This window comes from Xylophilus rhododendri, from assembly GCF_009906855.1.
Taxonomy (GTDB): domain Bacteria; phylum Pseudomonadota; class Gammaproteobacteria; order Burkholderiales; family Burkholderiaceae_C; genus Xylophilus; species Xylophilus rhododendri.
This window is the reverse complement of the sequence record NZ_CP047650.1, coordinates 5,118,661-5,138,656: the sequence shown is the minus strand read 5'-3', so window position 1 is coordinate 5,138,656 and position 19,996 is coordinate 5,118,661. Positions and strand designations below refer to the sequence as shown.

The 19,996-nt window shown below is 68.0% G+C and carries 19 protein-coding genes; 15 read left to right on the top strand and 4 right to left on the bottom strand.

Annotated features, from left to right (window positions below):
• Positions 1-2: 2 nt before the first annotated feature.
• Together priB and rpsF are read right to left on the bottom strand one after the other, a co-directional pair.
• A complete protein-coding gene (gene priB, locus GT347_RS23770; RefSeq protein ID WP_160554544.1) occupies positions 3-293 on the bottom strand; it encodes a primosomal replication protein N in 291 nt (96 codons plus the stop codon).
• A gap of 45 nt (positions 294-338) precedes the next feature.
• Positions 339-779, bottom strand: a complete 441-nt coding sequence (rpsF, locus tag GT347_RS23765) for a 30S ribosomal protein S6 (RefSeq protein WP_160554543.1) — start codon at positions 777-779, stop codon at positions 339-341.
• A gap of 241 nt (positions 780-1,020) precedes the next feature.
• Between rpsF and grpE the strand changes: the two genes are divergently transcribed.
• The 7 genes from grpE to leuB all read left to right on the top strand — a co-directional run bounded on the left by grpE (position 1,021) and on the right by leuB (position 9,211).
• Positions 1,021-1,572 (top strand): nucleotide exchange factor GrpE, encoded by a 552-nt coding sequence (gene grpE / locus GT347_RS23760; protein ID WP_160554542.1) that lies wholly within the window; start codon positions 1,021-1,023, stop codon positions 1,570-1,572.
• Between the two features lie 130 nt (positions 1,573-1,702).
• Complete coding sequence (gene dnaK / locus GT347_RS23755) at positions 1,703-3,643, top strand: molecular chaperone DnaK (RefSeq protein ID WP_160554541.1); 1,941 nt, start codon at positions 1,703-1,705, stop codon at positions 3,641-3,643.
• A 97-nt stretch (positions 3,644-3,740) separates the two neighbouring features.
• Positions 3,741-4,892, top strand: coding sequence for a molecular chaperone DnaJ (dnaJ, locus tag GT347_RS23750; RefSeq protein WP_160554540.1), 1,152 nt, complete (start codon positions 3,741-3,743; stop codon positions 4,890-4,892).
• Between the two features lie 137 nt (positions 4,893-5,029).
• The gene (locus GT347_RS23745; RefSeq protein ID WP_160554539.1) at positions 5,030-5,974 is read left to right on the top strand and encodes a LysR family transcriptional regulator; all 945 of its coding nucleotides are present in this window, start codon (positions 5,030-5,032) and stop codon (positions 5,972-5,974) included.
• A 29-nt stretch (positions 5,975-6,003) separates the two neighbouring features.
• Positions 6,004-7,425: a 3-isopropylmalate dehydratase large subunit gene (gene leuC, locus GT347_RS23740; protein ID WP_160554538.1), complete on the top strand. Its 1,422-nt coding sequence runs from the start codon at positions 6,004-6,006 to the stop codon at positions 7,423-7,425.
• A gap of 21 nt (positions 7,426-7,446) precedes the next feature.
• Complete coding sequence (leuD, locus tag GT347_RS23735) at positions 7,447-8,100, top strand: 3-isopropylmalate dehydratase small subunit (RefSeq protein WP_160554537.1); 654 nt, start codon at positions 7,447-7,449, stop codon at positions 8,098-8,100.
• A 34-nt stretch (positions 8,101-8,134) separates the two neighbouring features.
• On the top strand, positions 8,135-9,211 hold the full coding sequence (gene leuB / locus GT347_RS23730) for a 3-isopropylmalate dehydrogenase (protein WP_160554536.1): 1,077 nt from the start codon (positions 8,135-8,137) through the stop codon (positions 9,209-9,211).
• A 7-nt stretch (positions 9,212-9,218) separates the two neighbouring features.
• On the opposite strand, the gene GT347_RS23725 is transcribed toward leuB, so the two are convergent.
• Complete coding sequence (locus GT347_RS23725; protein WP_160554535.1) at positions 9,219-10,523, bottom strand: sensor domain-containing diguanylate cyclase; 1,305 nt, start codon at positions 10,521-10,523, stop codon at positions 9,219-9,221.
• Between GT347_RS23725 and GT347_RS23720 the strand changes: the two genes are divergently transcribed.
• From GT347_RS23720 to accD, 8 genes are all read left to right on the top strand, one after another.
• A complete protein-coding gene (locus GT347_RS23720) occupies positions 10,522-10,734 on the top strand; it encodes a hypothetical protein (RefSeq protein ID WP_160554534.1) in 213 nt (70 codons plus the stop codon). The genes GT347_RS23725 and GT347_RS23720 overlap by 2 nt on opposite strands.
• A 93-nt stretch (positions 10,735-10,827) precedes the next feature.
• Positions 10,828-11,937, top strand: a complete 1,110-nt coding sequence (gene asd / locus GT347_RS23715) for an aspartate-semialdehyde dehydrogenase (protein WP_160554533.1) — start codon at positions 10,828-10,830, stop codon at positions 11,935-11,937.
• 173 nt (positions 11,938-12,110) lie between these two features.
• Positions 12,111-14,723 (top strand): FimV/HubP family polar landmark protein, encoded by a 2,613-nt coding sequence (locus GT347_RS23710; RefSeq protein ID WP_229722454.1) that lies wholly within the window; start codon positions 12,111-12,113, stop codon positions 14,721-14,723.
• Positions 14,724-14,739: 16 nt separating this feature from the next.
• On the top strand, positions 14,740-15,537 hold the full coding sequence (gene truA / locus GT347_RS23705) for a tRNA pseudouridine(38-40) synthase TruA (protein WP_160554532.1): 798 nt from the start codon (positions 14,740-14,742) through the stop codon (positions 15,535-15,537).
• On the top strand, positions 15,534-16,244 hold the full coding sequence (locus tag GT347_RS23700; protein WP_160554531.1) for a phosphoribosylanthranilate isomerase: 711 nt from the start codon (positions 15,534-15,536) through the stop codon (positions 16,242-16,244). The genes truA and GT347_RS23700 overlap by 4 nt, the downstream gene beginning before the upstream one ends.
• 49 nt (positions 16,245-16,293) lie before the next feature.
• Positions 16,294-17,589, top strand: coding sequence for a tryptophan synthase subunit beta (gene trpB, locus GT347_RS23695; RefSeq protein ID WP_160554530.1), 1,296 nt, complete (start codon positions 16,294-16,296; stop codon positions 17,587-17,589).
• A complete protein-coding gene (gene trpA / locus GT347_RS23690) occupies positions 17,586-18,395 on the top strand; it encodes a tryptophan synthase subunit alpha (protein ID WP_160554529.1) in 810 nt (269 codons plus the stop codon). The genes trpB and trpA overlap by 4 nt, the downstream gene beginning before the upstream one ends.
• Positions 18,396-18,481: 86 nt before the next feature.
• Entirely contained in the window at positions 18,482-19,354 is an 873-nt protein-coding gene (gene accD / locus GT347_RS23685) for an acetyl-CoA carboxylase, carboxyltransferase subunit beta (RefSeq protein WP_160554528.1), read from the top strand.
• 76 nt (positions 19,355-19,430) lie between these two features.
• On the opposite strand, the gene GT347_RS23680 is transcribed toward accD, so the two are convergent.
• The gene (locus tag GT347_RS23680; RefSeq protein ID WP_160555496.1) at positions 19,431-19,985 is read right to left on the bottom strand and encodes a YggT family protein; all 555 of its coding nucleotides are present in this window, start codon (positions 19,983-19,985) and stop codon (positions 19,431-19,433) included.
• Positions 19,986-19,996: the final 11 nt, after the last annotated feature.

The window sequence follows — 19,996 nt, the reverse complement described above, 5'->3', positions numbered from 1 at the left end:
AATTAAATCTGTTGAAAATCCTGAACGTGGAACACGACGGTTCGCGCGCTGCGGGGAGAAGCCAGGAAACCGGTGAACCGCCAGGGGCTGCCGATCTCCTGACCGGCCAGTCGCTCCGCGATGGCACCGATGGCAACGGCCTTGATATCCAACCTCACTTCGCGCTGCTGACCGGATTCGGTCGTACGTGATGTGTGTTCGAGGCGCATGTCCAGTGCGGGCAGCCCGGCGGGCGTGTAGCGCAATGGCTTGGCTTCGGAAATGCAGGCTGAAATCACAAGGTGGTTGTCCACTGACTCCTCAAAAGCTGCGATGTCGTCGAGTCTCGCGAAAGTGGCTTAACGCTCGGTGCGTTCCGGGCGCTCTGCGCGCTCCGGACGATCGCCGCGGTCACCACGCTCGCCGCGTTCGCCGGAGGCGGCGAATTCGGCTTGCTGGGCCTTGCGGGCTTCTTCGCGCTCGACGGTCTTCATCATCGAGGAAGGCGCGGTGTCGGCCTTCTTGCGCAGCACGGTCAGGTGGCGCAGCACGGCATCGTTGAACTTGAAAGCGTGTTCCAGTTCAGCCATCACGGCCTGGTCGGCTTCGATGTTGATGCACAGGTAGTGCGCCTTGGCCAGCTTGTTGATCAGGTAGGCCAGTTGACGGCGGCCCCAGTCTTCCACGCGATGGACCTTGCCACCGCCAGCGGTGATCATGCCCTTGTAGCGTTCCAGCATGGCCGGGACTTGTTCGCTCTGGTCCGGGTGGATCAAGAGGACGATTTCGTAATGACGCATAGACTCTCCTTGTGGATAGGGCTGCAGCCTGAAAGCAGCCCGGGTGACAGTCGTCTGCCGCGTCTAAAAAGCAGTACGACAAGGCAAAGCCCACGATTATAGCCACGAAATCGCAGCGTCACATACATCTTCCATGCCCGCGGTCTTTCGAGGGAACTTTTTCAGATTTCCTCTTGAAAGCCTGCCCACCATCCCAAAGTGAGCGCGCGTGACATTCCAATTCCGCCCTTTCCAGAAAAAGATGAGCGAACAAAACCCCAACCCCGCCCCGTCCGAGGCCCAGAGCCCCGAAGAGCTAGAAGCCGGCCTGCACGCCCACGCGGCCGATGCACTGGCCACCGCGCAGAACGAACTGGCCGCCCTGCAGGCCAAGAGCGCGGAACTCGCCGACCAGTACCTGCGCGCCAAGGCCGAGGCCGAGAACGCCCGCCGCCGCGCCGAGGACGAGATCTCCAAGGCCCGCAAGTTCGGCATCGAGAGCTTCGCCGACAGCATGCTGCCGGTGGTCGACAGCCTCGACGCCGCCCTGGCGGTCAAGGAAGCCACGCCGGAACAGCTCCGCGAAGGCGTCGAAGCCACGCTGCGCCAGCTGACCGCCGCGCTGGAGCGCAACAAGGTGCTGACCATCGCGCCGGCCGCCGGCACCAAGTTCGATCCGCACCAGCACCAGGCCATCAGCATGGTGCCCGCCGATCAGGAAGCCAACACCGTGGTCACCGTGCTGCAAAAGGGCTACTCCATTGCCGACCGCGTGCTGCGCCCGGCGCTGGTCACGGTCGCCGCACCCAAATAAGCCCCGCCAGGCCACAGGCACGGATGCCGTCGAGGGACGGCCGCTTTTCTGAGAGTTCCGCCTCTTGAATCGCGCAAAGTTATCCACAACTCGACGACAAGCAGATTTTTTAGATTCAGGAGAAATTCACATGGGCAAGATCATCGGTATCGACCTGGGCACGACCAATTCGTGCGTCGCCATCATGGAAGGCAACACCACCAAGGTGATCGAGAACGCCGAAGGCGCTCGCACCACGCCTTCCATCATCGCCTACCAGGAAGACGGCGAGATCCTCGTCGGTGCCTCGGCCAAGCGCCAGGCCGTGACCAACCCGCGCAACACGCTCTACGCGATCAAGCGGCTGATCGGACGCAAGTTCACCGAGAAGGAAGTGCAGAAGGACATCGACCTGATGCCCTACAAGATCGCTGCCGCCGACAACGGCGACGCCTGGGTGCAGGTGCGCGACAACAAGCTCGCGCCGCAGCAGGTCAGCGCCGAGATCCTGCGCAAGATGAAGAAGACCGCCGAGGACTATCTCGGCGAGGCCGTGACCGAGGCCGTCATCACCGTGCCCGCCTACTTCAACGACGCCCAGCGCCAGGCCACCAAGGATGCCGGCCGCATCGCCGGCCTCGATGTGAAGCGCATCATCAACGAGCCGACCGCCGCCGCGCTGGCCTTCGGCCTCGACAAGAACGAAAAGGGCGACCGCAAGATCGCCGTGTATGACCTGGGCGGCGGCACCTTCGACGTCTCCATCATCGAGATCGCCGACGTCGACGGCGAGAAGCAGTTCGAAGTGCTGTCCACCAACGGCGACACCTTCCTGGGCGGCGAAGACTTCGACCAGCGCATCATCGATTTCATCATCGGCGAGTTCAAGAAGGACCAGGGCGTGGACCTGGGCAAGGACGTGCTGGCCCTGCAGCGCCTGAAGGAAGCCGCCGAGAAGGCCAAGATCGAGCTGTCGTCCTCGGCCGCCACCGACATCAACCTGCCCTACATCACGGCGGACGCCTCCGGCCCCAAGCACCTGAGCGTGAAGCTGACCCGCGCCAAGCTGGAAAGCCTGGTCGACGAGCTGATCGAACGCACCATCGCGCCTTGCCGCATGGCCATCAAGGACGCGGGCGTCGCCGTCGGCGACATCCACGACGTGATCCTGGTCGGCGGCATGACCCGCATGCCCAAGGTGCAGGAGAAGGTCAAGGAGTTCTTCGGCAAGGAACCCCGCAAGGACGTGAACCCCGATGAAGCCGTGGCCGTCGGCGCCGCCATCCAGGGCCAGGTGCTGTCGGGCGACCGCAAGGACGTGCTGCTGCTGGACGTGACCCCGCTGTCCCTGGGCATCGAGACCCTGGGTGGTGTCATGACCAAGATGATCACCAAGAACACGACCATCCCGACCAAGTTCGCGCAGACTTTCTCCACCGCCGACGACAACCAGCCGGCCGTGACCATCAAGGTCTACCAGGGCGAACGCGAGCTGGCCTCGGCCAACAAGTCGCTGGGCGAGTTCAACCTCGAAGGCATCGCCCCCGCACCGCGCGGCCTGCCGCAGATCGAAGTCTCCTTCGACATCGACGCCAACGGCATCCTGCACGTGGGCGCCAAGGACAAGGGCACCGGCAAGGAAAACAAGATCACCATCAAGGCGAACTCCGGCCTGTCCGAGGAAGAGATCCAGAAGATGGTGAAGGACGCCGAGCTCAACGCCGAGGACGACAAGAAGAAGGTCGAACTGGTGCAGGCCCGCAACCAGGCCGAAGGCGCGGTGCACAGCGTGCGCAAGTCGCTGGGCGAGCACGGCGACAAGCTGGATGCCGGCGACAAGGAAAAGATCGAAGCCGCGCTGAAGGACCTGGAAGAAGTCCTGAAGGGCGAGGACAAGGCCGCCATCGACGAGAAGAGCAACGCACTGATGGCCGCCAGCCAGAAGCTCGGCGAGAAGATCTACGCCTCCGAGCAGGCCGCCGCCGGCGCCCAGGGCGCTCCGGAACAGCCGCAGGCCTCCGCCTCTTCGAACAGCGCTCCGGCCGACGACGATGTCGTCGATGCCGAAGTCAAGGAAGTCAAGAAGGGCTGATCGCTTCCGAACGGCTTGAGCCGACCGGTCCGAGGATTCTTCGGGCCGGTCGGCTTTATGACGTTCTCGGGCCCAGAAACGAAACGATGGAACGCTGATGGCGACCAAACGCGATTACTACGAAGTCCTGGGTGTTGCCAAGAACGCCTCGGAAGAGGACATCAAGAAGGCTTATCGCAAGCTGGCGATGAAGTACCACCCCGACCGCAACCAGGGCGATGCGGGCAAGGGCGCCGAAGACAAGTTCAAGGAATGCAAGGAGGCGTACGAGATGCTCTCGGACGCCCAGAAGCGTGCTGCCTACGACCAGTACGGCCATGCCGGTGTGGACCCGAACATGCGCGGCCCCGGCGGCGCGGGCGCGGAAGGCTTCGGCGGCTTCGCGGAAGCCTTCGGCGACATCTTCGGCGACATGTTCGGCCAGGGCCGCGGCGGCGCCGCCGCCGGCCGTGGCGGCCGGCAGGTCTACCGCGGCGGCGACCTCAGCTACGCGATGGAAATCACGCTGGAAGAGGCCGCGCGCGGCAAGGAAGCTCAGATTCGCATCCCCAGCTGGGAGGCCTGCGAGGTCTGCCACGGCTCGGGCGCCCGCCCGGGCACCAGCGCCAAGACCTGCCACACCTGCAACGGCCAGGGCAGCGTGCAGATGCGCCAGGGCTTCTTCAGCGTGCAGCAGACCTGCCCCACCTGCCACGGCAGCGGCCGGGTCGTGCCCGAGCCCTGCACCAACTGTCATGGCAAGGGCCAGGTCAAGAAGCAGAAGACGCTGGAAGTGAAGATCCCCGCCGGCATCGACGACGGCATGCGCATCCGCAGCGTCGGCAACGGCGAGCCGGGCACCAACGGCGGGCCGGCCGGCGATCTCTATATCGAGATCCGGGTCAAGAAGCACGACATCTTCGAACGCGACGGCGATGACCTGCACTGCCAGGTGCCGGTGAGCTTCATCACCGCCGCGCTCGGCGGCGAGATCGAGGTGCCCACCCTGGCCGGCAAGGCCGCGATCGACATTCCCGAAGGCACCCAGGCCGGCAAGCAGTTCCGGCTGCGCGGCAAGGGTGTGAAGGGCGTGCGCGCCAGCTATCCGGGCGACCTCTACTGCCACATCGTGGTGGAGACGCCGGTGAAGCTGACCGAGCACCAGCGCAAGCTGCTGCGCGAGTTGGACGACTCGCTGCGCAAGGGCGGCGCCAAGCATTCGCCCTCGGGCGAGAGCTGGACGGACAAGCTGAAGAACTTCTTCAGCTGACAACAAGGGGCGGTTTCTACCGCCCCTTTTTTTGCGCCCGCCATCGCCCCGCCACGAGCGCAGTCATCGCCAATGGAGATGCCTCGCGCCGAAATATCAGGGAAAATTCGTTCTTCATCGCATAAGGCGATGTCACGATGAAAAATCCCGAGCGCAGCTTCACCCGCCGAATCGACCTCACCTCCCTCCAGCTCTTCGTGGCCGTGTGCGAACTCGGCAGCATCGGACGGGCGGCGGAGCGGGAGTTCATCGCCGCCTCGGCCGTCAGCAAGCGGCTGGCCGAACTCGAAGCCGCGGTGAACACCCCCCTGCTCTATCGCCACAGCCGCGGCGTGACCCTCACGCCGGCCGGCGAGAACCTGCTGCACCACGCGCGCTCGGTGCTCTTTGGCCTGGAGAAGATGCAGGGCGAACTCAGCGAATACGCCGACGGCGTGCGCGGCCACATCCGCATCCACGCCAACATTTCGGCCATCGTGCAGTTCCTGCCGGAAGACCTGGGCGCCTTCGTCGCGCAGCAGGGCCAGGTCAAGATCGACCTCGAAGAACACCTGAGCACCGCCGTGATCCGCGCGGTGCGCGAGGGCGCGGCCGACGTGGGTGTGTGCCACTTCACGGTGGCCGACACCGGCGACGGCCCGCTGCAGAGCCTGCCCTACCGCGAAGACCGCCTGGTGCTGGTCGTGCCGCAGCGCCACCGCCTGGCCAGCCTCGCCCAATGCCATTTCGACGCGGCGCTCGACTACGACATCGTCGGCCTGCATGCCGGCAGCAGCGTCAGTCTGGCGATGCAGCGCGCCGCCGCCCGCGCCGGCCGCAGCCTGCGCCAGCGCATCCAGGTGACCGGGCTGGACGCCATGGTCCGCATGATCGACAACGGCCTGGGCATCGGCGTGCTGCCCGACCGCGCCTTCGCCCTGATGGGCGGCGTGGGCGCCGTCAAGGCCGTGGCCCTGCAGGACGAATGGGCGCGGCGCGAGCTGCGCCTGGTCGCCCGCGACTTCTCCGCCCTGCCGCCGGCCACCCGCATGCTGGTCGAACACCTCACCACGCCGGCCGCAGCCCTCGCCGCGGCCGCATGACACACCACCACGAAGACAGAAAGATCGCCATGGGACGCACCCTCTACGACAAGATCTGGGACGAACACGTCGTCCACACCGAAGAAGACGGCACCGCCGTGCTCTACATCGACCGCCACTTGGTGCACGAAGTCACCAGCCCGCAGGCCTTCGAGGGCCTGCGCCAGACCGGCCGCAAGGTCTGGCGCGTCAGCTCCATCGTCGCCACCGCCGACCACAACACGCCTACCACCGGCTGGGAGATGGGCTACGACGGCATCACCGACCCGATCAGCAAGGAACAGATCACCACGCTGAACGACAACATGCAGGACCTGGGCGCCGCCGCCTTCTTCCCCTTCATGCACAAGCGCCAGGGCATCGTGCACGTGATCGGCCCGGAAAGCGGGGCCACCCTGCCCGGCATGACCGTGGTCTGCGGCGACAGCCACACCTCCACCCACGGCGCCTTCGGCGCGCTGGCGCACGGCATCGGCACCAGCGAGGTCGAGCACGTGATGGCCACCCAGACCCTGCTGGCCAAGAAGGCCAAGAACCTGCTGATCAAGGTCGAAGGCAACCTGCCGCGCGGCTGCACCGCCAAGGACATCGTGCTGGCCATCATCGGCCGCATCGGGACTGCTGGCGGCACCGGCTACACCATCGAGTTCGCCGGCTCGGCCATCCGCTCACTCAGCATCGAAGGCCGCATGACGGTCTGCAACATGGCCATCGAGGGCGGCGCCCGCGCCGGCCTGGTGGCGGTCGACCAGAAGACCATCGACTACGTCAAGGGCCGGCCGCTCTCGCCCACCGGCGTGGAATGGGATCAGGCCGTCGCCTACTGGAACACCCTGCATTCCGATGCCGACGCCCAGTTCGACCGCGTGGTCGAGATCGACGCCAGCCAGATCGTGCCGCAGGTCACCTGGGGCACCTCGCCCGAGATGGTGCTGGGCATCGACGCCCGCGTGCCCGACCCCGACAAGGAAAAGGACGCCAACAAGCGCGACGCCATCGAACGCGCGCTGAAGTACATGGGCCTGGAGCCGGGCAAGCCGATCAACGACATCCTGATCGACAAGGTCTTCATCGGTTCCTGCACCAACAGCCGTATCGAGGACATGCGCGAGGCCGCCGCCGTGGTCAAGAAGCTCGGCCAGAAGGTGGCGCGCAACGTCAAGCTGGCGATGGTGGTGCCGGGCTCCGGCCTGGTGAAGGAACAGGCCGAGCGCGAGGGGCTGGACGTGATCTTCCGCGCCGCCGGCTTCGAATGGCGCGAGCCCGGCTGCTCCATGTGCCTGGCGATGAACGCCGACCGGCTGGAGCCGGGCGAGCGCTGCGCCTCCACCAGCAACCGCAACTTCGAAGGCCGGCAGGGCGCGGGTGGCCGCACCCACCTGGTCAGCCCCGCCATGGCCGCCGCCGCCGCGGTGCACGGCCACTTCATCGACATCCGCCAGTTCGCCTGATACGGCCCGGGAGCAACGACCATGCAGAAATTCACCGTGCACAAGGGCCTGGTGGCCCCGATGGACCGCGAGAACGTCGACACCGACGCGATCATCCCCAAGCAGTTCCTGAAGTCGATCCGCAAGACCGGCTTCGGCGTCAACCTGTTCGACGAATGGCGCTACCTGGACCACGGCGAGCCCGGCCAGGACCCGGCCTCGCGCAAGCCCAATCCCGACTTCGTGCTGAACCAGCCGCGCTACGCCGGCGCCTCGGTGCTGCTGGCGCGCAAGAACTTCGGCTGCGGCTCCAGCCGCGAGCATGCGCCCTGGGCGCTGGACCAGTTCGGCTTCCGCGCCATCCTGGCGCCGAGCTTCGCCGACATCTTCTTCAACAACAGCTTCAAGAACGGCCTGCTGCCGATCGTGCTGCCGGAGGCGACCATCGCAGGCCTGTTCGACGAGGTCAACGCCTTCCCCGGCTACCAGCTGACGGTGGACCTGGACCGCCAGGTCATCGTCAAGCCGCAGGGCGAGGAGATCCCCTTCGACGTGGCGCCCTTCCGCCGCTACTGCCTGCTCAACGGCTTCGACGACATCGGCCTGACCTTGCGCCACAAGGACAAGATCCAGGCCTTCGAAGCCCAACGCCTGGCCACCAAGCCCTGGCTGGCCCACACCATGGTCGGCGCTTGAGCCGGACACCCCTCCAATCCTGTCCCCAAAGAACATGACCCAGAAGATCGCAATCCTGCCCGGCGACGGCATCGGCCCCGAAATCATCGCCGAGGCCGTCAAGGTGCTCGAAGCCCTGAAGCTCGACATCGCCATGGACACCGCCCCGGTCGGCGGCGCCGCCTACGAGGCCAGCGGCCATCCGCTGCCCGAAGCCACGCTGAACCTGGCCAAGGCCTCTGACGCCATCCTCTTCGGCGCCGTCGGCGACTGGAAGTACGACACGCTGGACCGCCCGCTGCGCCCCGAGCAGGCCATCCTCGGCCTGCGCAAGCACCTGGGCCTGTTCGCCAACTTCCGCCCGGCCATCTGCTACGAGCAGCTGGTCGGCGCCTCCAGCCTCAAGCCCGAGCTGGTGTCGGGCCTGGACATCCTCATCATCCGCGAGCTGACCGGCGACATCTACTTCGGCCAGCCGCGCGGCCGCCGTGTCTCGCCCGACGGCCACTTCCCCGGCGCCGAGGAAGCCTTCGACACCATGCGCTACAGCCGCCCGGAGATCGAACGCATCGCCCATGTCGCCTTCAAGGCGGCGCAGAAGCGCGGCGGCCGTGTCACCAGCGTGGACAAGGCCAATGTGCTGGAGACCTTCCAGCTGTGGAAGGACGTGGTCACCGAGGTCGGCCAGCAGTACCCGGACGTCAAGCTCGACCACATGTACGTGGACAACGCCGCGATGCAGCTGGTGAAGGAACCCAAGAAGTTCGACGTGGTGGTCACCGGCAATATGTTCGGCGACATCCTGTCGGACGCCGCCGCCATGCTGACCGGCTCCATCGGCATGCTGCCCTCGGCCTCGCTCAACGACCGCGGTCAGGGCCTGTACGAGCCCAGCCACGGCAGCGCTCCGGACATCGCCGGCAAGGGCGTGGCCAACCCGCTGGCCACCATCCTGAGCGCCGCGATGATGCTGCGCTTCTCGCTGCAGAAGGCCGATGCGGCCGACCGCATCGAGGCGGCGGTGCAGAAGGTGCTGGCGCAGGGCCTGCGCACGCCGGACATCTGGTCCGAAGGCACGACCAAGGTCGGCACGGTGCAGATGGGCGACGCCGTGGTGGCGGCGCTGGGCTGATCGCCCTTCAGGCTGTACCGCAGCGGCCGGCGGCCACGCGGTTGCGGCCGCCGCGCTTGGCCTCGTAGAGCGCCTGGTCGGCGGCGCGCAGCAGCGAATCCACATCCGGCGCATCGTTGCCGGGCCAGCAGCTCACCACGCCCACGCTGACCGTGACCCTGCCCGAAGGCGCATCCGGATGCGGCAGCGCCAGCGCCTCGACCGCCGAGCGCACCCGTTCGGCCACCCGCTGCGCGCCCTGCTCGTCGGTGTCTGCGAGCACCACCACGAATTCCTCGCCGCCGTAGCGGCTGACCAGGTCGCCCGGCCGCGTCACATGCTGGGCCAGCGTGTGGGCCACGGCGCGCAGGCAGGCGTCGCCGGCCAGGTGGCCGCGGCTGTCGTTGTAGGCCTTGAAGTGGTCCACATCCACCATGCAGACCGAGAGCATCCCGGCCTCGCGCCGCGCGCGGGCGATCTCGCGTTCCAGGCGCTCGTCGAGATAGCGGCGGTTGTAGAGACCGGTCAGGTAGTCCTGGCGCGCGTACTGCTCCAGCCGGAGGTTGGCCTCGGTCAGCTGCTGCTCGGCCTGCTTGCGGGCGGTGATGTCCATCCAGGCCATGGACATGCCGGCCACCGCCCCCAGCGCATCGCGCAGCACATGCGGCGTGGCATAGAACCAGCGGCCCTTCCATTCGAACTCGTGGCTGGGCAGCTGCGGCAGGGCGTCGAGGTCGGCCAGGGCGAAATCCTCGCCGAGCTGGTGCACCGCCTCGGGCATCACATCCGACAGGCGCAGGCCGGGCAGTTCGGCGGCCGGCCGGCCCAGCAGCTGCGCCATCGCCTGGTTGGCCATGGCGACCACGCCCAGGCGGTCGACCGTGCACAGGGCGACGGGTGCCGTGTCGTACACCGCTTCGAGTTGCAGCACCCGCTCGCCCAGGGCCGAGATGTCGCGGTCGATGCCGCGGTAGCCGCGCAGCTGGCCCTGCGCATCGAACAGCGGAATGCCGCTGGTCTCCAGCACCACGATGCTGCCGTCGGGCCGCTGGTTGCGGTTGACCAGGCCGGAGAAGGGCCGGGCCGCCGCCACGATGGCACCGAAGGCCTGGCCCACCCGCGCGGCCTCGGCCGGGGGCATGAAGTCGAAGGGGGTCTTGCCCAGCACCTCCTGCGGCGGCCGGCCCAGCAGGGCCATGACCATGGCCGAGCAGTAGGTGTAGCGCCCCTGCGCGTCGACCTCCCAGACCCAGTCGCTGTTGTGGTCGAGCAGATCGCGGAGATGGGCCAGGTCGTCCTGGAGGGCGGGAAGGCGGCCGGCGGAATCGGGCATGGAAAGCCTGGAGCGGATGAGGAGCAAAAGCGCCGAGGACTATACGCGCGGACTGCGCCGGCCGCTGCAATACCCAAACAAGCCGCCGTATCCGCTACAATCCGAAACCATGTTTGCCGCCCGCCCGTTCCCCCTGAACACCGCTTCTGCCGCCCCGGCAAGCGTGGCCGCGCGCGCAATCTCCACCAAAACCACGACCATTAAGGGCTGATCCAGCCTGGTTCGTCGTGCGCCCTCCCTGGCCCTGACGAGCCAGGCGGAACCAGTCCGGTCGGCACTGTTTCTTCACTGAGGGCTTTCGAAAATGAGCAAGTTGGTAGGTCTGGTCGGCTGGCGCGGCATGGTTGGCTCGGTGCTGATCGATCGCATGCAGGCAGAGGGTGACTTCGACGTCATCGAGCCGGTGTTCTTCTCCACCTCCAACGCCGGCGGCAAGGCGCCGGCGCAGGCCAAGGTGCACACCACCCTGCAGGACGCGCACGACATCGAGGCACTGAAGAAGTGCGACATCGTCATCACCGCCCAGGGCGGCGACTACACCACCGAGGTCTTCCCCAAGCTGCGCGCCGCCGGCTGGGACGGCTACTGGATCGACGCCGCCTCCACCCTGCGCATGAAGGACGACGCGGTCATCGTGCTCGACCCGGTCAACGACGACGTGATCCAGCGCGCCCTGGCCAAGGGCGTGAAGAACTACATCGGCGGCAACTGCACCAACTCCATCCTGCTGATGGGCCTGGGCGGGCTGTTCAAGCAGGGCCTGGTCGAATGGGTCAGCTCGATGACCTACCAGGCGGCTTCGGGCGGCGGCGCCAACCACATGCGCGAACTGCTCAAGGGCATGGGCGTGGTGCACGACGCCGTGGCCGAGGAGCTGCGCACGCCCTCCTCCGCCATCCTCGACATCGACCGCAAGGTGGCCGCCACCATCCGCGAGGACGTGCCCACCGAATTCTTCGGCGCGCCGCTGGCCGGCGGCCTGATCCCCTGGATCGACGCGCAGCTCGACAACGGCCAATCGAAGGAAGAATGGAAGGGCCAGGCCGAGGTCAACAAGATCCTCGACACCGCCAGCGTGATCCCGGTCGACGGCCTGTGCGTGCGCATCGGCGCCATGCGCTGCCACAGCCTGGCGCTGACGCTCAAGCTCAAGAAGGACCTGCCGCTGGCCGAGATCGAATCCATCATCAAGGCGGGCAACCCCTGGGTGAAGTGGGTGCCGAACGAGCGCGCCATCACCGTCAAGGAACTCACGCCGGCCGCCATCACCGGCGGGCTGGAGGTGGGCGTGGGCCGGGTGCGCAAGCTCAACATGGGCCCGGAATACGTCTCGGCCTTCGTCATCGGCGACCAGCTGCTGTGGGGCGCAGCCGAGCCGCTGCGCCGCATGCTGCGCATCCTGCTGGCCGCCTGAGCGAGCTGCATGACAGGCCCTTGACGTTGTCACCGGACAACGCAAGGGCGATGCAGCATCGCCCCGCAGCGAGCGGCCACCATCGCGAGGGCCGCTCGCCTTGTCACTGGCTGGAAATTGATGCTATGGTTCCTGCGCCCTCCGCCCGGGGGCCAGACTGAAACGCCAGCTCCATGACAATCAAGAATTTCACGGCCGACCGCGCCCTTGGGACTGCCCGCCAAGGCATGCTGCCGGCCCGGACGCAGCACGGAGCTTTGCCCGACTTCCCGGGCGCGCCCGCGCGCACTGCCCTGGCACTGGCCTGCCTGGCCTTCGCCGCGGGCCTGGTTTCTTTCGAAGCCCATGCCCTCACGCTGGGCGGCATGACGGTGCAATCCAATCTCGGCGAAGCGCTGCGCGCCCAGGTCCAGGTGTTCGACCTGACGCCAGCCGAAGCCGGCTCGCTGACCGTGCAGCCCGCAACCCCGGCCGCCTTCCGCGCTGCGGGTGTGGAATACAACGCCGCCCTGGTCGGCGCGCAGATCAGCATCGAACGCCAGGCCAACGGCCAGGCGGTGCTGCGCATCACCGGCAACCGGCCGGTCAATGAACCCTTTCTCGACGTGCTGCTGGACGCCTCCTGGATCGGCGGCCGTCTCTCGCGCAACTACACGGTGCTGCTGGACCCGCCGCCGGTCGGCCAGCGCGCCGCCCCGCCCGCGCCGCTGCCGCCGCAGGTGCCCGCCGCGCCGCAAAGCGTCCCGGCGCCGGCCGATTTCGCGCGTTCACCCGTACCGCCGGTCGTGACGGCCCCGGCGCCCGCACCGCTTCCGCGCCCGGCGCCGCGCCCCGCTCCAGTCCCAGCCGCAGCAGCGAACAACGCACCGGCCGGCCAGCTCACCGTGCGCCCCGGCGACACCGCCGGCCGCATCGCCGCCAGCAACAAGGCGCCCAGCGTTTCGCTGGACCAGATGCTGATCGCCATGGTGCAGGCCAACCCCGACGCCTTCATCGACGGCAACGTCAACCGCCTGCGCGCCGGCTCGGTGCTCAGCATGCCCAGCGCCAGCGATGCCGCCAGCCTGCCGGCCGCCCAGGCGCAGCAGATGGTGATCGCGCAGAGCCGCGACTTCAACGAATTCCGCCGCCGCCTGGCCGCCGGCGCGCCAACCGTCGCCAACGCCGCGCCGCAGCGCCAGGCCAGCGGCAGCGTGCAGACGCAGGTCGAGGAGCGCCGCCCGGCGGCCACCGCACCCGACCGGCTGACCCTGTCCAAAGGCACGGCACCCAACACCCCCGCCGCGGCCGAAGCCGAACGCATCGCCCGCACCAACCAGGAGCGCGACAGCGCACAGCGACTGGCCGAGCTGTCGCGCAACGTCAACGAGCTCAATCGCCTGGGCACCGGTGCCGGCAGCACCGCGACCGCCGCGCCGCCCGCCGCGACGGCCCCGGCTGCCGCGCCCGTGGCGCCGCCGGCACCCGCGCCGGTCACGCCACCGCCCGCGGCCGAACCTGCTGCGACGCCCGCTCCCGCCCCGGCCGTAGCCGCACCGCCGGTCGCCGCACCGGCTGCAGCCAAGCCGGCCGCGCCCGCCGAAAGCCCGGCTTCCTTCCTCGACGACACCCCCCTGGGCGATCCCAAGGTCCTGGGCCTGATCGGCCTGCTGGTCGCCCTGGTGGTGTCGCTGGTCTCCTACCGCGTCATCCGCAAGCGCCGCGGCATCGTCAACGACAGCGGCTTCGCCGACAAGAACCCGGATTCTTTCTTCGGCGCCGGCGGCGGCCAGCAGGTCAATACCGCCGAAAGCGGGCCCTCGACCCTGGCCACCTCGTACTCGCCCAGCCAGCTCGATGCCGGGGGAGAAGTCGATCCGATCGCCGAAGCCGATGTCTACCTGGCCTACGGCCGCGACCAGCAGGCCGAGGAAATCCTCAAGGAAGCCCTGCGCAACCATCCCGAGCGCACCGCCCTGCACGCCAAGCTCGCCGAGATCTACGCCAAACGCAAGGACGTGCCCGCCTTCCAGGGCATTGCCGGCGAGGCGCACCGCCTGACCGGCGGCACCGGCGCCGACTGGGACCGCATCCAGGCGCTGGGCGAGGAACTCGACCCGACGCACCCGCTGTTCAAGGCCGCTGGCGCGGCCGCTCTGGCAGGCGCCACGGCCTTCTCGGCGGCGGCGGCAGTGCAGCCCGAGCCGGAACCCGAGATCGAAATCGAACCTGAGCCCGAGGTGGAACCCGAAGAAATCACCCTGGATTTCGACCCCGCCCCGCCGCCACCGGCCGCGCAACCGGAACCCGAGCCCGACATCCCCTCGCTGGATCTCGACTTCGGCGCCTTCACGCCCGACGCCGCCAGCCCGCCCCCGGCGCCGAGCTCCCTCCCCGCCGAAGAAGAACCCGACTTCAGCCTGGACTTCAACCTCGACGACTTCGACACCGAAAGCAGCACCGAAGCCTCGGCGCCGCCGCCCGACATGGAGCCGATGCCCGCGCTGGACCTGAGCAACTTCTCGCTCGACCTGGACGACGAACCGGCCGCTGCGCCTGAGCCCGAACCGGTTCCCGCTCCCGCTCCGCTGGCGCCCCCCGCACCGCAGCCCGAACCCGAGCCCGATGCCGACGACCTTCCCGAGGTAGCCCCCGACGACGCCCTGGCCACCAAACTCGCCCTGGCCGACGAGTTCAACGCCATCGGCGATGTGGACGGCGCCCGCCACCTGATCGAGGAAGTCATCTCCGAAGCCAGCGGCTCGGTGCGCGCACGGGCCGAGCGCATGCTCGCCGCCCTGTCATGAGCGCGGGAGCCCGCCCTTGCGCCTAGCCCTCGGCGTGGCCTATGACGGCCGCGCCTACCAGGGCTGGCAGAGCCAGGCTTCGGGCCTGGCGGTGCAGGACAAGCTCGAAGCCGCCCTCTCCACTTTCGCCGCAGCGCCGGTGCAGACCGTCTGCGCCGGCCGCACCGATGCCGGCGTGCATGGCCTGATGCAGGTGGTGCACTTCGACACGGCCGTCGAGCGCACGCCGTTTTCCTGGGTGCGCGGCACCAACCGCTACCTGCCGGCGGACATCGCCGTGCAGTGGGCGCAGCCCGTCTCCGACGACTTCCATGCGCGTTTCCTCGCCACCAGCCGCCGTTACGCCTATGTGCTGCTCGAATCGCCGGTGCGCCCCGCCCTCGAGGCCGGCCGTGTCGGCTGGGCCTTCCGTCCGCTGAACGGCGAGGCGATGCGCCAGGCTGCGCAACACCTGCTGGGCGAGCACGACTTCAGTTCCTTTCGCGCATCCTCCTGCCAGGCCAAATCGCCGGTGAAGACCCTGCTGCGCGCCGAGGTCACCCGCCGCGAGGCCGGCGCCGAAAGCGCTTACTGGCGCTTCGACTTCGAAGGCAACGCCTTCCTGCATCACATGATCCGCAACATCATGGGCTGCCTGCTGGCGGTCGGCCAGGGCACGCACAAGCCCGGGTGGATCCGCGAGGTCATCGCCGCCCGCTCGCGCGACGCCGCCGCGCCCACCTTCTCGCCGGACGGCCTGTATTTCCTCGGCCCGGTCTACGATGCGCACTGGGGCCTGCCCACCCGTACACCCGCCTTCGACTGGATCCCATGACCGCGACCGCCCCCGCCCAGCAGCGCACCCGCATCAAGATCTGCGGCCTGACCCGTGAACAGGACGTGGACACCGCCGTCGCCGCCGGCGCCGACGCGGTCGGCTTCGTGCTCTATCCGCCGAGCCCGCGCTACATCCCGGCCGAACGCGCCGCCACCCTGGCCAGCCGCCTGCCGCCCTTCGTCACGCCGGTGCTGCTCTTCGTCAACGCCCAGCCTGACGAGGTCGATGCCGCGCTGCGCCAGGTGCCCGGCGGCATCCTGCAGTTCCATGGCGACGAGACGCCCGCCGACTGCCTGGCCGCATCGCGCCAGGGCCGCACTCCGTACCTGCGCGCGGCCCGAATTCCCTTCGGAGTTGGCGCGGTGATGCCCGACCTCCTAAAATACGCGGCCGATTTCGCCCAGGCCCGTGGCCTGCTCCTCGATGCCCATGTCGAGGGTTATGGCGGCGGCGGAAAGACATTCGATTGGTCACTTCTTCCTCCAAGCGTCGACGCTCACCTCGTCTTGAGTGGTGGACTCACGCCTGCAAACGTGGGCGAAGGCATCACTGCGCTTCGATCGCGGGGTAAGTCCCTGGCGGTCGACGTGAGCTCCGGCGTCGAGTTGTCCAAGGGCATCAAGGACGCCGAGAAGATCGCCCGGTTCATTTCCGCCGTACGCGAAGCCGATCGCCGCTTCGCCATCTCTTCCCTGTCTTCCTGACCGACCGCCGGGCACCCGCCTGCCGTTCGGTGCAGACCGAGGTATTCCCATGTCCCAGCAGTCCTACCAGCAACCCGATGCCTCCGGGCATTTCGGCATCTACGGCGGCAGTTTCGCCAGCGAGACGCTGACCCACGCCATCCTCGAACTGCGCGAGGCCTACGCCAAGTACCAGCACGACCCCGAGTTCCTGGAGGAATTCCGCTACGAGCTGGCCCACTTCGTCGGCCGCCCCTCGCCGGTCTACCACGCCGCGCGCACCAGCCGCGAGATCGGCGGCGCGCAGATCTACCTGAAGCGCGAGGACCTGAACCACACCGGCGCCCACAAGATCAACAACGTGATCGGCCAGGCCATGCTCGCCAAGCGCATGGGCAAGCCGCGCATCATCGCCGAGACCGGCGCCGGCCAGCACGGCGTGGCCACCGCCACCATCTGCGCCCGCTACGGCCTGGAATGCGTGATCTACATGGGCAGCCAGGACGTCAAGCGCCAGAGCCCCAACGTCTACCGCATGAAGCTGCTCGGCGCCACCGTGGTGCCGGTCGATTCCGGCAGCAAGACGCTCAAGGACGCGCTCAATGAAGCCATGCGCGACTGGGTCACCAACGTCGAGAACACCTTCTACATCATCGGCACCGTGGCCGGCCCGCACCCCTACCCGATGATGGTGCGCGACTTCCAGAGCGTGATCGGCGAGGAATGCCTCACGCAGATGCCCGAGTTCCTGCACGGCGGCCAGCCCGACGCGGTGGTCGCCTGCGTGGGCGGCGGCAGCAACGCCATGGGCATCTTCTACCCTTACATCCCGCACGAGAAGACCCGCCTGATCGGCGTGGAAGCCGCCGGCGAGGGCCTTGACAGCGGCAAGCATTCCGCCTCCATCCTGCGCGGCAGCCCCGGCGTGCTGCACGGCAACCGCACCTACCTGCTGCAGGACGACAACGGCCAGGTCATCGAGACGCACAGCATCAGCGCCGGCCTGGACTACCCCGGCGTCGGCCCCGAGCACTCCTTCCTGGCCGACATCGGCCGCGCCGAGTACGTCGGCATCACCGACCGGGAAGCGCTCTCGGCCTTCCACCACCTGTGCCGCACCGAGGGCATCATCCCCGCGCTGGAATCCAGCCACGCCGTGGCCCATGCACTGAAGATGGCCGCCACCATGCGGCCCGACCAGTCCATCCTGGTCAACCTCTCCGGCCGCGGCGACAAGGACATCGGCACCGTCGCCGACCTGTCGGGCGAGGACTTCTACGACCGGCCGTCCATGCGCGGCCACGTCGTCAAGGGCGCGCTGGCCGCCGAAACCCAGGGCGCCAAGGGCGTGGGAGTGCAGTCATGAGCCGTATCGCCGCCACCTTCGCCCGCCTGAAGGCGGAAAACCGCAAGGCGCTGATCCCCTACGTCACCGCCGGCTTCCCCTTCGCCGACATCACGCCCGAGCTGCTGCACGGCATGGTGGCCGCCGGCTGCGACGTGATCGAGCTGGGCGTGCCCTTCTCCGACCCCATGGCCGACGGCCCGGTGATCCAGGCCGCGGGTGAACACGCGCTGTCGCTGGGCATCGGCATGCCGCAGGTGCTGGACATGGTCCGCGCCTTCCGCCGGCAGGACGACGCGACCCCCATCGTGCTGATGGGCTATGCCAACCCGGTCGAGCGCTACGACGGCCGCCACGGCGCCGGCGCCTTCGTGCGCGATGCCGGCGCCGCCGGTGTCGACGGCGTGCTGATCGTCGACTACCCGCCCGAGGAAGCCGCCGCCTTCGCCGAGCAGCTGCGCGCGCAGGACATGGACCTGATCTTCCTGCTCGCCCCCACCAGCACCGACGAACGCATGGCCCAGGTCGCCAGGCTCGCCACGGGTTATGTCTACTACGTCTCGCTCAAGGGCGTGACCGGTGCCGGCCACCTCGACACCGGCGCCGTCGAGGCCATGCTGCCGCGCATCCGCCAGCATGTCGCCATCCCGGTCGGCGTGGGTTTCGGCATCCGCGACGCGGCCACCGCCAAGGCCGTCGGACAGGTGGCGGACGCCGTCGTCATCGGCAGCCGGCTGATCCAGTTGATCGCCGAAGAGCCGCGCGAAAAGGTCGTCTCCACGGCGCGGGAATTCCTGTCCGGCATCCGCCAGGCGCTCGACACGTAAAATCGGCCGATTGCGCGGCGCCCCGCCCCGGGCGCCGCCGTCCCCTCTTTCCTGGCCGAAGCCATTCGGCCCTACCGGAGACCGCCATGAGTTGGCTCGAAAAACTGCTGCCGGCGAAGATCGCCAAGACCGACCCCGCCGAGCGCCGCCAGGTGCCCGAAGGTCTGTGGATCAAATGCCCGAGCTGCGAAACGGTGCTCTACAAGACCGACCTGGAACACAACCAGAACGTCTGCCCCACCTGCGGCCACCACCACCGCATCGGCGCGCGCGCCCGGCTCGATGCCTTCCTCGACGCCGAAGGCCGCTACGAGATCGGCCAGGAGGTGCTGCCGGTCGACGCCCTGAAATTCAAGGACAGCCGCCGCTACCCCGAGCGCCTGAAGGAAGCCCTGGAGAACACCGGCGAGACCGATGCCCTGATCGTCATGGGCGGCGCGGTGCACAGCGTCAACCTGGTCGTGGCCTGCTTCGAATTCGACTTCATGGCCGGCTCCATGGGCAGCGTGGTCGGCGAGCGTTTCGTGCGCGGCGTGGAAACCGCCATCGAGCAGAAGGTGCCCTTCGTCTGCTTCACCGCCACCGGCGGCGCGCGTATGCAGGAAGGCCTGTTGTCCCTGATGCAGATGGCCAAGACCAATGCGGCGCTCACCCGCCTGGCCAAGAAGGGCCTGCCCTACATCAGCGTGCTGACCGACCCGACCATGGGCGGTGTGTCCGCCGGCTTCGCCTTCGTCGGCGACCTGGTGATCGCCGAGCCGCGTGCCCTGATCGGCTTCGCCGGCCCGCGGGTGATCGAATCCACCGTGCGGGTGACCCTGCCCGAAGGCTTCCAGCGCGCGGAGTTCCTGCAGACCAAGGGCGCCGTCGACATGATTTGCGACCGCCGCCAACTGCGCAAGACGATTGCCAGCTCCCTGGCGATGCTGCAACGACAGCCGGCAGACGCAGTGGACTGAGGCTGCGGCCTGAAAACAAAAAAAGGCGGCGCCTCCATCGAGGCGCCGCCTTTTTGTTTGGCAAGCCGGCAGAGGCTCAGAGCCTGCCCAGCACCTCGCCCTGCAGCGCATTCAGCAGCATGCCCAGCACCTGCAGGATCAGCAGCAGCACCAGCGGCGAGAAGTCGAAACCACCCACCTGCGGCAGCGCCCGGCGCAGCGGATTGAGCAGTGGCGCGCAGATGCGGTCGATCACCGGCATCACCGGCGACTGCGGCTGCACCCAGCTCAGGATGGCGAAGATCACCAACAGCGCCGTGAACATCGAGATCGCCAGCTGCACCGTGCCGAATACCGCCACCACCGGCAGCAGCCCCAGGCCCGCGCGCGCCCCCAGCAGCCCCCACAGCAGCAGCAGCTTGGCCAGCACCAGCAGGTAGGCGGCCAGCAGGCTGGACGTGTCCCAGCCGCCGACCGAGGGCACCACCTTGCGCAGCTTCAGCACGATCCAGTCCGACAGCGCCATTACCAGCCGGCCCACCGGGTTGCTGAAGGGCACGCGCTGGCGCTGCATCACGAAACGCACGAGGCAGGCGCCGCCCACGACGGAGACGAGGGCATCCAGCAGGAAAGAGACGATCTGATAAAGCAACATGAAGATAT

Excerpts from the sequence above, each read along its gene's own strand:
- rpsF (WP_160554543.1), bottom strand. The coding sequence starts at position 779 with ATGCGTCATTACGAAATCGTCCTCTTGATCCACCCGGACCAGAGCGAA.
- grpE (WP_160554542.1), top strand. The coding sequence starts at position 1,021 with ATGAGCGAACAAAACCCCAACCCCGCCCCGTCCGAGGCCCAGAGCCCC.
- dnaK (WP_160554541.1), top strand. The coding sequence starts at position 1,703 with ATGGGCAAGATCATCGGTATCGACCTGGGCACGACCAATTCGTGCGTC.
- dnaJ (WP_160554540.1), top strand. The coding sequence starts at position 3,741 with ATGGCGACCAAACGCGATTACTACGAAGTCCTGGGTGTTGCCAAGAAC.
- GT347_RS23745 (WP_160554539.1), top strand. The coding sequence starts at position 5,030 with ATGAAAAATCCCGAGCGCAGCTTCACCCGCCGAATCGACCTCACCTCC.
- leuC (WP_160554538.1), top strand. The coding sequence starts at position 6,004 with ATGGGACGCACCCTCTACGACAAGATCTGGGACGAACACGTCGTCCAC.
- leuD (WP_160554537.1), top strand. The coding sequence starts at position 7,447 with ATGCAGAAATTCACCGTGCACAAGGGCCTGGTGGCCCCGATGGACCGC.
- leuB (WP_160554536.1), top strand. The coding sequence starts at position 8,135 with ATGACCCAGAAGATCGCAATCCTGCCCGGCGACGGCATCGGCCCCGAA.
- GT347_RS23720 (WP_160554534.1), top strand. The coding sequence starts at position 10,522 with ATGGAAAGCCTGGAGCGGATGAGGAGCAAAAGCGCCGAGGACTATACG.
- GT347_RS23725 (WP_160554535.1), bottom strand. The coding sequence starts at position 10,523 with ATGCCCGATTCCGCCGGCCGCCTTCCCGCCCTCCAGGACGACCTGGCC.
- asd (WP_160554533.1), top strand. The coding sequence starts at position 10,828 with ATGAGCAAGTTGGTAGGTCTGGTCGGCTGGCGCGGCATGGTTGGCTCG.
- GT347_RS23710 (WP_229722454.1), top strand. The coding sequence starts at position 12,111 with ATGACAATCAAGAATTTCACGGCCGACCGCGCCCTTGGGACTGCCCGC.
- GT347_RS23700 (WP_160554531.1), top strand. The coding sequence starts at position 15,534 with ATGACCGCGACCGCCCCCGCCCAGCAGCGCACCCGCATCAAGATCTGC.
- trpB (WP_160554530.1), top strand. The coding sequence starts at position 16,294 with ATGTCCCAGCAGTCCTACCAGCAACCCGATGCCTCCGGGCATTTCGGC.
- trpA (WP_160554529.1), top strand. The coding sequence starts at position 17,586 with ATGAGCCGTATCGCCGCCACCTTCGCCCGCCTGAAGGCGGAAAACCGC.
- accD (WP_160554528.1), top strand. The coding sequence starts at position 18,482 with ATGAGTTGGCTCGAAAAACTGCTGCCGGCGAAGATCGCCAAGACCGAC.